The sequence below is a fragment of the Gordonia sp. ABKF26 genome, from assembly GCF_041103195.1.
In the GTDB taxonomy this organism is placed as follows: Bacteria; Actinomycetota; Actinomycetes; order Mycobacteriales; family Mycobacteriaceae; genus Gordonia; species Gordonia terrae.
The window spans coordinates 2,525,363-2,538,866 of record NZ_JBGCVZ010000003.1 but is presented as its reverse complement, the minus strand read 5'-3'; the positions used below and the strand labels follow the sequence as shown (position 1 = coordinate 2,538,866).

Here is a 13,504-nt window from a genome sequence, read left to right as displayed (position 1 = left end):
TCGAATGCTCCCGGCGGCAACCGGATTTCCGCCTCCACAATGCCACTCGACATTCCCGGACGACACCCACAGACGTCGATGAAAGATCTCTCATGTGCTGCTCACGGAGACCTCATCGACGCCCATGAGAGTGAGAACCGTTCCGCTCGGGACCACCGGCGGAACGGTCACGACACACGGATGGATGTCTCCCGTCATGGCCTCGCGACCATCGCTCTCCGCGCTGTTGCGCCCCCGCACCGATGACCGACCGCTCGTGAAGCACTCCGCGACCCTGTCTGTGCTGCAGATCTTTCGCACGTTCGCGCCACGGCTTCGTCCCGTCCGGTGGTGGCTGCTCGCCGGCCTCACGCTGTCGGTGATCCCCGCGCTGATCGCCGTCGCCGAGATCGCACTGTTCGAGAGACTCGTCGACGACGTGCTGGTGCCGGCCGATCTCGGCCCATTCGCCTCCATCGCGGGGATCTACATCGCGCTCAACCTCCTGGCCGCGGTGATCGACGGAGCCGACGACTATCTGGGCACCTGGATCTCCCAGCGGTTTCTCACCACACTCCGGCGCGATGCATTCGCACATAAGCTGGCGCTGCCCTCCCACCGCCTCGACCATCTGCGCCTCAGCGATGTGATGAGTCGTCTCACCTCTGACATCGGTACGGTCGAGTCGTTCATGGTCCGTCACCTGACGTGGGGTTTCCGACAATCGGCCACGCTTGTCGTCTATGTCATCGCCCTCATGTGGATGGATCTGTGGCTGGCGCTGGCCTCCATGGTCGTCGTGCCGCTGTTCTCCTGGGCGGCAATTCGATTCGCCGACTTCACCAAGTCCGCGTCGCGCGAGCGGCGGCGGCGGGCCGGGTCACTCGGCGCGATCACCGAGGAGCACCTCGCCAATGCCGCCCTCGTGCAGGGCCTCAACCAGGAGCCGACCGCGATCGAGCGGTACGAGCGACAGAATCTCGCGATCATGGACGCCGAGCTGGTGGCCAGTCGGGTCCGCGCATTGTTCCTGCCGTTGGTGGGCCTGTTCGAACTCCTCGGTGTGCTCGTGGTCATCGGTCTCGGTGTGTGGGCGCTCGCCGCCGGGCGCATGACCCTGGGCGAGGTGCTGGCGTTCCTCGCGCTCCTGGGGAGTTGCTATCGGCCGGTACGCGATCTCGGGAATCTGCTGCCCTCGCTGTTCGCCGCCACCGCAGGCATCGAACGGGTACAGGAACTGCTGGACGAGCCCGCCCTGACCGACCCGCCTCATCACCCGCCTGCTGGACGGCTCGCTGCAACCGCGCTCGGGATCTGTTCTGTTGGGCGACAACGATCTTGCCTTCGCCACACGCCGCTCCGTCCGCGCCGCGGTCACCGTCGTCGCCCAGGAGATGTTGCTGTCCGACGCGACCGTCGCGGAGAACATCGCGTTCGCCAGACCCGACGCCACCGCCGCCGAGATCGCCGAAGCCGCTCGACGCGCCGATGCCCACGACTTCATCAGCCGGCTCCCGGACGGTTACGACACACGCATCGGACAGCGTGGCCGCACCCTCTCCGGTGGACAACGCCAACGACTCAACGTGGCCCGTGGACTCCTCCGCGGCGGCGGGCTCCTCATCCTCGACGAGCCGACCACCGGCCTCGACCGAACCTCTCGCCCCGCTGGGGTTCGGCAAGCGGACCGCCACCTGGGACGCCTTCGACACCGGACGTCGCACACGGTGCATCCCCAAGGTCATCCGCAGGCATCGGCGTCACGACGAGGAGGTCGCGGAGTCCGTCCGTCGCGAGGGACACGTGCTCGCCGATCTCGCTCACCGCATCTGGTGCGCGGCTACGGGATGCTGCCGCCGGACGAATCGGGCCTGGTGGGTTTCACGATGCAGACCATCCCCGGCGCCACCCTCGACGCAGCGATCGAGAACGGTCCGCTCAGCACCCACGATGTGCTGCAGCTGGGTGTGCAGTTGTCGGCGGCACTTCACCATCTGCACAGTCACAACTGGATCCACCTGGATGTGAAACCGTCGAACGTCATCATCCACGGCGGGCAGGCGATCCTGATCGACCTCGGGATCCTCGGCCGCCCCGGCGAGCGACGGGACGGCTCTGGAACGCGCGGGTATCTACCGCCCGAGCAGGCCGTCGGCGTCGCTCTGGGTCCCGCCGCGGACGTCTTCGCTCTTGGCGTCACGCTCTTCGAGGTGTCGACGTTGCGGCGGCCGTACGGCGCGATCCCGCCGTGGTCGGAGCGGGGCATCGGGCGACTCCGCACTCGCGGTCGCCCGACGTCGATCAGACCGATGTCGCCCGGTGTCGGTGCGCGCGGCCATGTGCCCGACGAACTCGTCGAGTTGCTCGGTCACATGCTCGATCTCGATCCCGACAGACGACCGGAGATGGGGGCCGTCTGGCAACGGCTCGCGTGGATGACCGAGGGCCCGGTCAGGCGATGACGCCGAGAGCCTTGTCCCAGACGGCGTTCTCGCGCACCTCGCCCGGACCGACCATGTCGGCGAAGACGATCACGCCGTCTCGGTCGACGAGAAAGGTTCCACGATTGGCGTAACCACGATCCTCGTTGAAGACGCCGTAGGCACGCGCGGTGTCACCGTGCGGCCAGAAGTCCGACAGCAGCGGGAACAGGAATCCCTGCGCTGCGGACCACACCTTGTGGGTGGGCGAGGGACCGACCGACACCGTCACCGTCGTCACGTCGTCGTTCTCGAAGCGCGGTTGCTGGTCGCGAATGTAGCCCAACTCGCCCTGGCAGGTGCCGGTGAACGCGAGCGGGAAGAACACCACGAGCACATTGCGTTCGGCTCGCAGTGCCGAGAGCGACACGAGCTGATTGTTCTGGTCGCGAAGGGCGAAGTCCGGTGCCCGGTCGCCGACGGTCAGGGGCGCAGAAGGCAGAGCACCGCTCATGCTTTCTTGCCCGCGCGGGCCTTGGGCTGGACCAACCGGGCCGCCGACCAGTCGCCGAGACTGATGGCCGAGGTCTGCGTGAGCCCCGCGGTCGGGGCCGCTTCGGCGATCTCGCTCGGATCGACGTAGCCGGGTTGGCCCGTCTTCGGCGAGAGCACCCACACGAAACCGTCTTCGGCGAGCGGACCGATGGCGTCCATCAGGGCGTCGACGAGGTCACCATCACCGTCGCGCCACCAGAGGACCACGACGTCGACGACGTCGTCGGCATCCTCGTCGACCATCTCGGCGTCGATCGCGTCCTCGATGTCAGCGCGCAGTTCGTCGTCGGTGTCCTCGTCCCAGCCGAGTTCCTGCACGACCAAGCCTGCGGTCAAGCCCAGTTTCTGGGCGTTGCTACCGTCTGTGGCGGCTACCACCGCGCGTGACCTCCTGAAGATGTGTGGATCGTTGTGTGTGTCGTCTGTGCCGAATCCGCGTACGCTTCCGCACGCCGTTCGCCTGTCAGCATAGGCAACAGCCTAAAGCCTCACATTGCAAGCCGAACGCCGTCAGGGATTTCGGGCGTTTCGCGATCGGCCTGTGCCTACCCCGAGCGGGGCGACGCTAACCGCCCGGGCGAGCCGACCTCGTCGAGGGGGCGGACGAGCGCGGGGTGGCCGACGATGTTGCCGGCAGCGGCGTGTAGCCGCCGCACACGTCGAGCAGCCGCTGCTTGTCACGGGACCACTGCCCCGACACCGGATTCAGGCCGGCACTCAGTTCACGACGGATGGCATTCTCCAGCTTCGCGGTCGACTCGAGGAAGGTCCGCGCCGGCGTCGAGACGTCGACCGGGGCGGTCGCGGTGATCTTGGGTCGGATCTGATCGGCACCGGCGATCAGACTGGCCCGCGCCTTCTCGTCGAGATCGCCGACGCCGGGATACGACTGTGCGACGTTCAGCCGGGCGACGAAGGCGTTGAACCCGCGGACCATCACGACCATCGACGCCATCGACTCGCGGCACAGCTCGACACCCTCGGCCCGCACCTCGGCGGCCGCCGAGGCCGACAGCTCGGACCGGTAGACGGCGACCTCGCCCGGCGCGGGGGCGCCCTCACCGCCGACCGTGGTGGCGCATGCACCCGTCAGCGCGGCCCCGAGTGCGATCGTGGCTGCGATCGTCGACCGGACGACACGGCCGCGGTGGCTCGCGGCCGCCACCGCTCCTCGATCCGGCATTCACTCCCCCTACTGGTCAGTAACCGTTTCTGGACGCTACCGCATCCCGGCGATCGCGACACCCGACAAGGATCCACCCGGTGCCAAGCCACCCCACATGGGGCACGATGAAGGGAGGCACCGCACAACATCGGAGCGCGGTGCCCGACGCCATGCAGTCGGACCACCACCCCGAGTCCGGCCTGTCAGAGGGAGTAGGCATCACCGTGACCAACCAGATGGACCATGCGACACAGGACGTCTCGCCGAGCGAACAAGCCGGGAACACCGGACCCCGCTCGAACGGACGCGCCGCCGGACAACGAGTCCGGGTCATCCGCGAAGGAGTCGCGTCCTATCTGCCCGACATCGACCCAGACGAGACCGACGAATGGCTCGACTCGTTCGACGCCCTCCTCGATGCCGCGGGACCCGGTCGCGCTCGGTACCTGATGCTGCGACTTCTCGAGCGGGCCGGCGAGAAGCGCGTGTCGATCCCCGCACTCACCTCCACCGACTACGTCAACACCATCCCCACCGAGGCCGAGCCCTGGTTCCCCGGCGACGAGGACGTCGAACGCCGCTTCCGTCAGATGATCCGGTGGAACGCCGCGATCATGGTGCATCGCGCCCAGCGGCCGGGTGTCGGTGTGGGCGGCCACATCTCCACCTATGCCTCGTCGGCGTCGCTCTACGAGGTCGGCTTCAACCACTTCTTCCGCGGCAAGGACCACTCCGGCGGCGGCGACCACATCTTCATCCAGGGCCACGCCTCACCGGGCATCTACGCCCGCGCCTACCTCGAGGGCCGGATCGACGAGGCCCGGATGGACGGCTTCCGCCAGGAGCACAGCCACGCCGGCGAGGGCGGCGGCCTGCCGTCGTATCCGCATCCGCGCCTGATGCCCGATTTCTGGGAATTCCCCACCGTCTCCATGGGTCTCGGCCCGATGAACGCCGTCTACCAGGCGCGCTTCAACCACTACCTGCACGACCGCGGGATCAAGGACACCTCCGACCAGCATGTGTGGGCCTTCCTCGGCGACGGCGAGATGGACGAGCCCGAGTCGCGCGGCTTCGCCAGCTTCGCGGCCACCGAGGGTCTCGACAACCTGACCTTCGTCATCAACTGCAACCTGCAGCGTCTCGACGGCCCGGTGCGCGGCAACGGCAAGATCATCCAGGAACTCGAGTCCTTCTTCCGCGGCGCCGGATGGAACGTCATCAAGGTCATCTGGGGCCGTGAGTGGGACTCGCTGCTGCACGCCGACCGCGACGGCGCTCTGGTCAATCTGATGAACACCACACCCGACGGCGACTTCCAGACCTACAAGGCCAACGACGGCGCGTTCGTCCGCGAACACTTCTTCAACCGCGACCCGCGTACGAAGGAACTCGTCAAGGATCTCTCCGACGCCGACATCTGGAACCTCAAGCGCGGCGGTCACGACTACCGCAAGATCCATGCCGCCTACGCCTCGGCGATGACCCACAAGGGACAGCCGACGGTCATCCTCGCCCACACCATCAAGGGCTACACGCTGGGCAAGCACTTCGAGGGTCGCAACGCGACGCACCAGATGAAGAAGCTGACGCTCGACGACCTGAAGGCCTTCCGCGACAGCACGCGGATCCCGATCACCGACGAGCAGCTCGAGAAGGACCCGTACCTGCCGCCGTACTACAACCCCGGCAAGGACTCGCCGGAACTCCAGTACATGCTCGACCGGCGCAAGACCCTCGGCGGCTTCCTGCCGAGCCGGCGCACGAAGTCCAAAGTCCTGAAGGCGGACATGAGTTCGGCGCTGAAGGCCACCGCGAAGGGCTCGGGCAAGCAGCAGGTCGCCACCACCATGGCGCTCGTACGTGTCTTCAAGGATCTGTTGCGCGACAAGGAGATCGGCAAGCGCATCGTCCCGATCATCCCCGACGAGGCGCGCACGTTCGGGATGGACTCGTGGTTCCCGACCCTCAAGATCTACAACCGCAACGGGCAGCTCTACACCTCGGTCGATGCCGAACTGATGCTCGCCTACAAGGAGAGCTCGGAGGGCCAGATCCTCCACGAGGGCATCAACGAGGCCGGGTCGGCGGCCAGCTTCGCCGCGGTCGGCACGTCGTACTCGACCCACGACGAGCCGATGATCCCGCTGTACATCTTCTATTCGATGTTCGGTTTCCAGCGCACCGGCGACAGCTTCTGGGCGGCCGCGGACCAGATGGCGCGCGGCTTCGTCATCGGCGCGACCGCGGGACGCACCACACTGACCGGCGAGGGGCTCCAGCACGCCGACGGGCACTCCCCGTTGCTGGCCGCCACGAACCCCGCGGTCGTCGCCTACGACCCGGCCTTCGCCTACGAGCTCGGCCACATCGTCGAGCGCGGCATCGAGCGCATGTACGGCGACGACCCGGAGAACGTCTTCTACTACCTGACCGTCTACAACGAGCCGATCAGTCAGCCGGCCAAGCCCGAGGGGCTCGACCCGGCCGGCATCGTCAAGGGCGCGTACCGGTTCCAGAAGGCTCCCGAGGGCAAGCAGCATCCGGCCAACATCCTCGTCTCCGGCGTGACCATGCCCGACGCGCTGCGCGCCGCAGACATGCTCGCGGAGGAATGGAACGTCGGCGCCGACGTCTACTCGGTCACCTCGTGGAGCGAACTCGCCCGCGACGGCATCCGCGCCGACCGCGAGGCGGTGCGCGATCCGGGGGCCGAACCGGCCCCGGCCTACCTGACCGAGTTGCTCGCCGACGCCGCCGGCCCGTTCGTCGGAGTGAGCGACTACATGCGTGGCGTCCAGGAGCAGATCCGGGCCTACCTCCCGGGCACCTACCTCACGCTCGGCACGGACGGCTTCGGGTTCTCCGACACCCGTCCGGCGGCACGCCGGTTCTTCAACGTCGACGCCGAGTCGATCGTGGTCGCCGTGCTCGTCGCGCTCGCCCGGGACGGCAACATCGAGATGTCGGTCGCCAAGCAGGCCGCCGACAAGTACCGGATCGACGACGTCTCGGCCGCGCCCGAGCAGACCAGCGATCCGGGCGTCGCCTGAGCGTCGCGTCGACGGACGCGGCCTCGTCTCGCCCACGGCCGGGGACTCCTCCCGACCCGAAGGTCTAGATTGAGGTCGTGTCCGATGCCCGCGTGAACAGGAAGTCACCACCCGCGGACGTGTTCGGTGAGCGGGGTGCCCATGTACCGGCCCCCGCCACCGTGCACGACGCGCTCCCCGACACGCTGCTGCGGCGGGTCAAGCAGTACAGCGGCCGCCTGGCCACCGAGGCGGTCCATTCCATGCAGGACCAGCTGCCGTACTTCTCCGATCTCGACGCCGCACAGCGCGCGAGCGTGCAGCTCGTCGTACAGACCGCGGTGGTGAACTTCGTCGAGTGGATTCAGGACCCCGAGGGCAACGTGAAGTTCACGGTCCAGGCCTTCCAGGTGGTTCCCCAGGATCTCGCCCGCCGGATCACCCTCCTGCAGACCGTCGAGATGGTCCGCGTGGCGATGGAGTTCTTCGAGAAGTGGCTCCCGCTCCTGGCCCGCAACGATGCCCAGCTCCGCGCGCTCACCGAGTCGGTGCTGCGGTACGGACGGGAGATCGGCTTCGCCGCGGCATCCATCTACGCTTCGGCCGCGGAGTCGCGGGGTGCATGGGATTCCCGGCTCGAGGCCCTGGTCGTGGACGCGGTCGTCCGCGGGGACACCGGCGCCCAGTTGCTGTCCCGCGCAGCAGCGCTCAACTGGGAATCGGATGCACCCGCCACCGTCATCGTCGGGACCCCGCCGCCGGAACAGAACGTCTCGGTGCCGCTGGCGATCCACAACACGGCCAAGTCCTTCGACCGGTCGGCCCTCTCGGTGGTGCAGGGTTCGGTACTGGTGGCCATCGTGAGCGGTCCGGCCCGTCCGACCGAGAAGTTCGTCGGCGCGCTGCTGTCCCACTTCGCCGATGCCCCGGTCGTCATCGGACCGACGATGCCGAACCTCGGCAGTGCGCACACGAGTGCGACCGAGGCGATGGCCGGAATAGAGGCGGTCGCGGGCTGGCCGAACGCCCCGCGCCCGGTCCACAGTCTCGAACTGCTCCCCGAACGCGCGCTCAACGGCGACGAGTCAGCGATGACCGCTTTGGTGGAATCCCTCGTCCTACCGCTGGCCGAGGGCGGCTCGACGTTGACGACGACGCTCGATGCCTACCTCGACTCCGGCGGCTCGGTGGAATCGTGCGCTCGGATTCTGTACATACATCCAAATACGGTCCGCTACCGGTTGAAGAAAATTTCAGAAATCACAGGACGTGACCCAACTAACCCTCGCGACGCCTACGTTCTGAGGGTCGCGTCGACGGTGGGTCGACTGACACACTTCCGGCACAAATCGCATGCATCAGCCACATGAGTCACACCGGTTTCATGTCCGATTCACCGTTTGTGCTGATAGAAGCCTTAAGAACACGGTTCGGTAACAAATCTCGGACTGGTGACGAACCAGGTGACCTGTAGGTCACCTTTGTGGGAACCCCACAAAAGGCGGCGACAAGGTTCATGCTTCTCCACACCCACATCCCACGGGCAAAGGGTGTTCTCTGGTCACGTGCTTTCGATGCTTGCCCCCGGACAGGGCTCACAGACACCCGGAATGCTCGTGCCCTGGCTCGAACTGCCGGGCGCGCGTGACCAGCTCGCCACCTGGTCCAAGCTCATCCAGCTGGACCTCGAAGGGCTCGGCACCACCGCCACCGCGGAGGACATCACCGACACCGCGGTGACCCAGCCGCTCGTCGTGGTCGCGGCGCTGCTGGCCTACGATGAGGTCCGCAAGAACGGCGAGCTGCCTACCGACGCCGTCGTGGCCGGACACTCGGTGGGTGAACTGGCCGCCGCGGCCATCACCGGTGTGATCTCCGCCGACGAAGCGGTCACGCTCGCCGCGATCCGCGGTGCCGAGATGGCCAAGGCCTGCGCGCTCGAGCCCACGACCATGGCTGCCGTTCTCGGTGGCGACGAGGCCGCGGTACTCGCGCGCCTCGACGAACTCGACCTCGTCCCCGCCAACCGCAACGCGGCGGGTCAGATCGTCGCCGCCGGCGCGGTCGCCCAGATCGACGAACTCATCGCGTCGCCGCCGGAGAAGGCTCGCATCCGCAAGCTCGCCGTCGCCGGCGCGTTCCACACGCACTTCATGGCTCCGGCCCAGGAGGCCGTCGCCGCTGCCGCGGCACAGATCACCCCGTCCGACCCCGTCCGCACGCTGCTGTCGAACTCCGACGGTCAGCCTGTAACGGACGGCGCCGACGCGCTGACAAAACTGGTGGGACAGGTGACCAGGCCGGTCCGCTGGGATCTCTGCTCGGCGTACCTGCGGGACCACTCGGCCGACGCCGTGGTGGAACTGCCCCCGGCGGGGACGCTGGTGGGTATCGCCAAGCGCGAACTCAAGGGCACTCCCGCGCTGGCGCTCAAGGAGCCCGGCGACATCACGAAGATCACCGAACTTGGATAGCGGTCGCGGGTAGTCCGCGACCCCCGGAACGCCGGCTGTTCGAGCCGGCGTGTCCAAGCGCGCGGACTCTCCTGTCCGTCATGCGCTCCGGAACCATCAAGTCAACGAAGCTAAGGAAAGGGAACGCCACAGTGGCTGCCACCCAGGAACAACTCATTGCCGGCATCGCGGAGATCATCGAAGAAGTCACCGGCATCGAGCCGTCCGAGGTGACCCTCGAGAAGTCGTTCGTCGACGACCTCGACATCGATTCGCTGTCCATGGTCGAGATCGCGGTCCAGACCGAGGACAAGTACGGCGTGAAGATCCCGGACGAGGATCTCGCCGGCCTCCGCACCGTCGGCGACGCCGTCGCCTACATCCAGAAGCTCGAGAACGAGAACCCCGAGGCCGCTGCAGCCATCAAGGCGCAGGTCGAGGCAGACGAGAACTGATGACTCCCTCTTCCCTCCGCGAGTACTCCACGCTGGGTGGGAACTTCCCGAGTGTGGTGGTCACCTCCATGGTGGCCACCACCTCGCTGGGCGGGGACCTCGACTCGACCTGGAAGAACCTGCTGGCCGGCGAATCGGGAATCCGTGAGCTGACCGACGACTTCATCACCAAGTACAACCTCCCGGTGCGCATCGGTGGTCGTCTCCTCCAGGATCCCGCCGAGGAGGTCACGCGCGTCGAGTCCCGGCGGATGGCCTACGTCGAGCGCATCGCGCACGTCATGAGCAAGCGCCTCTGGGCCCAGGCCGGCGAACCCGACGTCGACAAGGACCGCCTGGCCGTCGTGATCGGTACCGGTCAGGGCGGCGCCGACGCGATGGTCGACGCGGTCCAGGCCATGGAGACCACCGGGAACTACCGCAAGGTGTCCCCGCTCGCCGTCTCGATGGCGATGCCGAACGGACCGGCGGCCGTCGCGGGACTCAACGTCGGCGCCCGCGCCGGCGTGATCACCCCGGTCTCGGCCTGTTCATCGGGCGCCGAGGCCATCGCACACGCCTGGCGCCACATCGTCATGGGTGACGCCGACATGGTCGTCACCGGCGGCGTCGAGGGTCACATCGACGCGGTGCCGATCGCCGCCTTCTCGATGATGCGTGCGATGAGCACGCGCAACGACGATCCCGCGGCCGCCTCGCGGCCGTTCGACAAGGACCGCGACGGGTTCGTCTTCGGCGAGGGCTCGGCGATGCTGATCCTCGAGCGTGAGGATCATGCACGGGCACGCGGCGCGCACATCCACGCCCGCCTCCTCGGCTCCGGCATCACCTCCGACGGATTCCACCTCGTCGCCCCCGACCCCAGTGGACAGGGCAACGCGCGGGCGATGACCCGGGCCCTGCAGACCGCCGGTCTGCAGCGCTCCGACATCACCCACATCAACGCGCACGCCACGTCGACCCCCATCGGCGACACCGCCGAGGCCGCGGGCATTCTCGCCGCCATCGGCCAGCACGCGGCGGTGTACGCACCGAAGTCCGCGCTCGGACACTCCATCGGTGCCGTCGGGGCGCTCGAGTCGGTCCTGACCATCAAGAGTGTCGAGGAAGGCGTCATCCCGCCGACCCTCAACCTCGAGAATCTGGACCCGGAATGCGACATCGACGTCGTGCACGGTGAGCCCCGCTACGGGCAGATCGAGTACGCGATCAACAACTCGTTCGGTTTCGGTGGGCACAACGTGGCGCTCGCCTTCGGTCGCTACTGAGCACTCCCGCCACACCCCCGACACCCAGGAGACATCGATGACGACCTTGGCTCCCGTTGCCGGCCGCGAAGAAGCCGCCGATCCCCGCGACCCCCTGTTGCGGCTCACCAACTTCTTCGACGAAGGCACGATGTCGCTGCTCCATCCACGCGACAAGTCGGGCGTCCAGGCCGCCGTCGGTCTGGTCCACGGGGTCCGGACGGTCTCCTACTGCACCGACGGCACCGTGATGGGTGGCGCCATGGGTGTCGTGGGGTGTGCGCACATCGTCAACGCCATCGACACCGCCATCACCGAGCAGGCGCCGGTCATCGGCATCTGGCACTCGGGTGGCGCTCGCCTCGCCGAGGGTGTCGAGGCGTTGCACGCGGTCGGCCAGGTCTTCGAGGCGATGGTGCGCGCCTCCGGCTACATCCCGCAGATCTCGGTCGTCGTCGGGTTCGCGGCCGGCGGCGCGGCCTACGGCCCGGCGCTGACCGACGTCGTGATCATGGCGCCGGCCGGCCGGGTCTTCGTGACCGGGCCGGATGTCGTCAAGAGCGTCACCGGCGAAGAAGTCGACATGGAGTCGCTGGGCGGCCCGACCACACACGGCAAGAAGTCCGGCGTCTGCCACATCGTCGCCGACTCCGAGCCCGATGCGCTGTGGCGGGCGCGGCGTCTCGTGTCGACGTTCACCCAGCAGGGACACTTCGACCGCGATCACGCCCGGGCCGGCGACACCGACCTCAAGGCCCTGCTGCCCGAGTCGAATCGTCGCGCCTACGACGTCCACCCCGTCGTCGAGCAGCTGCTCGACTCCGGTGTTGCCGCCGACGGCGAGACGGAGATCTCGAGTTTCGAAGAGCTGCAAGCGAAGTGGGCGCCGAACATCGTCGTCGGCTTCGGTCGGCTGTCCGGACGCAGCGTCGGTGTCATCGCGAACAACCCGCTGCGGATGGGCGGTTGCCTCAACTCCGAGAGTGCGGAGAAGGCATCGCGTTTCGTCCGCCTCTGTGACGCCTTCGGAATCCCGCTCATCGTCATCACCGATGTACCGGGCTACCTTCCCGGCGTCGGCCAGGAGTGGAACGGCGTCGTCCGGCGCGGCGCGAAGCTGCTGCATGCGTTCGCCGAGGCCTCGGTCCCCCGCGTCACGCTGGTGACCCGAAAGATCTACGGCGGCGCCTACATCGCGATGAACTCGCGAGCGCTCGGCGCCACCGCGGTCTTCGCCTGGCCGGGTTCGGAGGTCGCCGTGATGGGCGCCAAGGCCGCGGTGGGCATCCTGCACAAGAAGGCGCTCGCGGCGGCACCCGACGACGAGCGTGAGGCTCTGCACGATCGTCTCGCCGCCGAGCACGAGGCGATCGCCGGCGGTGTCGGCCGGGCCCAGTCCATCGGCGTCGTCGACGAGATCATCGACCCGGCGCAGACACGCAGCATCATCGCCGAAGCGCTCGCGGCCGCACCCGCACGTCGCGGACGCCACAAGAACATCCCCCTCTGACGCATCTTCGCAGACGACGAGAAGTGCCCCGGTCCACGAGGACCGGGGCACTTCTTTATTCCGCTCCCTGAGGAGCTTCCGGAGCCTGCGGAGGAAGCGTCTCGAAGGGTCACCCCACCCGCTGCTGCAGCCAGGTCACCTCGGCGCCCGCGCCGCCCATGCGGTACTGCTCCAGCGCGTTGTCCCATGCGGTTCCGAGTGCGCCTTCGAGCTCGCCGGCGAGACCGGCGCTGTCAGGCTGTGATTCGATCATCGAGCGCAACTGGTTCTCGCCGATGATGACGTCACCGTTGGCGCTCGTGGAGCCCCGCCAGAGGCCGAGACCCGGGACGTAGCAGAACCGTTCGCCGTCGACGCCCTCGCTCGCGTTCTCGGTCACCTCGAAGCGAAGCGCCGACCACTCACGCAGAGCCGTCACCAGACGTGCCGCGGTGCCGACCGGCCCTGCCCAGTCGACAGTGGCGCGCTGCATGCCCGGCTCGGCATCCTGTGCCGACCATTTCAGGTTGGCGCGCGCATTCAGGGTCGACGACAGAGCCCACTCCACATGCGGGCACAGCGCCACCGGCGCCGAGTGGATGTACACCACTCCTGTTGTCATGTCCGCAAACTGATTCAGATTGCGCACCTTGTTCACCTCCGTTGTCGACGAGGAACGTCTTCCCCAACACACCTCGCGACAGCGGAT

Annotated in this window: 11 protein-coding genes and 1 pseudogene; 8 read left to right on the top strand and 4 right to left on the bottom strand. The window is 67.5% G+C overall.

What is annotated here, in order from left to right; translation table 11 throughout:
* Positions 1–124: 124 nt before the first annotated feature.
* Together AB4Z55_RS11870 and AB4Z55_RS11865 are read left to right on the top strand one after the other, a co-directional pair.
* Positions 125–1,072 (top strand): annotated as a pseudogene (locus tag AB4Z55_RS11870) (ABC transporter transmembrane domain-containing protein); the annotation flags it as partial.
* A gap of 178 nt (positions 1,073–1,250) precedes the next feature.
* Positions 1,251–2,441, top strand: a complete 1,191-nt coding sequence (locus AB4Z55_RS11865) for an ATP-binding cassette domain-containing protein (protein ID WP_369521004.1) — start codon at positions 1,251–1,253, stop codon at positions 2,439–2,441.
* Here the strand turns inward: AB4Z55_RS11865 and AB4Z55_RS11860 are convergent.
* From AB4Z55_RS11860 to AB4Z55_RS11850, 3 genes are all read right to left on the bottom strand, one after another.
* Complete coding sequence (locus AB4Z55_RS11860; RefSeq protein WP_004022978.1) at positions 2,431–2,913, bottom strand: peroxiredoxin; 483 nt, start codon at positions 2,911–2,913, stop codon at positions 2,431–2,433. The genes AB4Z55_RS11865 and AB4Z55_RS11860 overlap by 11 nt on opposite strands.
* Positions 2,910–3,332, bottom strand: a complete 423-nt coding sequence (locus AB4Z55_RS11855) for a DUF3052 domain-containing protein (RefSeq protein ID WP_004022979.1) — start codon at positions 3,330–3,332, stop codon at positions 2,910–2,912. Before AB4Z55_RS11855 ends, AB4Z55_RS11860 begins: the two co-directional genes overlap by 4 nt.
* Before the next feature lie 187 nt (positions 3,333–3,519).
* A complete protein-coding gene (locus AB4Z55_RS11850; RefSeq protein WP_354562061.1) occupies positions 3,520–4,137 on the bottom strand; it encodes a hypothetical protein in 618 nt (205 codons plus the stop codon).
* 140 nt (positions 4,138–4,277) lie between these two features.
* Here AB4Z55_RS11850 and aceE point away from each other — a divergent pair, with 140 nt between their 5' ends.
* The 6 genes from aceE (at position 4,278) to AB4Z55_RS11820 (ending at position 12,816) form a co-directional block, all read left to right on the top strand.
* Positions 4,278–7,172, top strand: coding sequence for a pyruvate dehydrogenase (acetyl-transferring), homodimeric type (aceE, locus tag AB4Z55_RS11845; RefSeq protein WP_369521003.1), 2,895 nt, complete (start codon positions 4,278–4,280; stop codon positions 7,170–7,172).
* A gap of 77 nt (positions 7,173–7,249) precedes the next feature.
* Positions 7,250–8,521, top strand: a complete 1,272-nt coding sequence (locus AB4Z55_RS11840) for a PucR family transcriptional regulator (protein ID WP_369519764.1) — start codon at positions 7,250–7,252, stop codon at positions 8,519–8,521.
* A gap of 195 nt (positions 8,522–8,716) precedes the next feature.
* A complete protein-coding gene (locus tag AB4Z55_RS11835; RefSeq protein ID WP_369519763.1) occupies positions 8,717–9,625 on the top strand; it encodes an ACP S-malonyltransferase in 909 nt (302 codons plus the stop codon).
* Between the two features lie 131 nt (positions 9,626–9,756).
* Positions 9,757–10,059 (top strand): meromycolate extension acyl carrier protein AcpM, encoded by a 303-nt coding sequence (acpM, locus tag AB4Z55_RS11830; RefSeq protein ID WP_010841190.1) that lies wholly within the window; start codon positions 9,757–9,759, stop codon positions 10,057–10,059.
* Complete coding sequence (locus AB4Z55_RS11825; protein ID WP_010841191.1) at positions 10,059–11,327, top strand: KasA/KasB family beta-ketoacyl-ACP synthase; 1,269 nt, start codon at positions 10,059–10,061, stop codon at positions 11,325–11,327. Before acpM ends, AB4Z55_RS11825 begins: the two co-directional genes overlap by 1 nt.
* 37 nt (positions 11,328–11,364) lie before the next feature.
* Positions 11,365–12,816, top strand: coding sequence for an acyl-CoA carboxylase subunit beta (locus AB4Z55_RS11820; protein WP_369519762.1), 1,452 nt, complete (start codon positions 11,365–11,367; stop codon positions 12,814–12,816).
* A gap of 109 nt (positions 12,817–12,925) precedes the next feature.
* On the opposite strand, the gene AB4Z55_RS11815 is transcribed toward AB4Z55_RS11820, so the two are convergent.
* Positions 12,926–13,444, bottom strand: a complete 519-nt coding sequence (locus tag AB4Z55_RS11815) for a DUF3145 domain-containing protein (protein ID WP_004022987.1) — start codon at positions 13,442–13,444, stop codon at positions 12,926–12,928.
* Positions 13,445–13,504: the final 60 nt, after the last annotated feature.

Excerpts from the sequence above, each read along its gene's own strand:
- AB4Z55_RS11825 (WP_010841191.1), top strand. The coding sequence starts at position 10,059 with ATGACTCCCTCTTCCCTCCGCGAGTACTCCACGCTGGGTGGGAACTTC.
- AB4Z55_RS11820 (WP_369519762.1), top strand. The coding sequence starts at position 11,365 with ATGACGACCTTGGCTCCCGTTGCCGGCCGCGAAGAAGCCGCCGATCCC.
- AB4Z55_RS11850 (WP_354562061.1), bottom strand. The coding sequence starts at position 4,137 with ATGCCGGATCGAGGAGCGGTGGCGGCCGCGAGCCACCGCGGCCGTGTC.
- AB4Z55_RS11860 (WP_004022978.1), bottom strand. The coding sequence starts at position 2,913 with ATGAGCGGTGCTCTGCCTTCTGCGCCCCTGACCGTCGGCGACCGGGCA.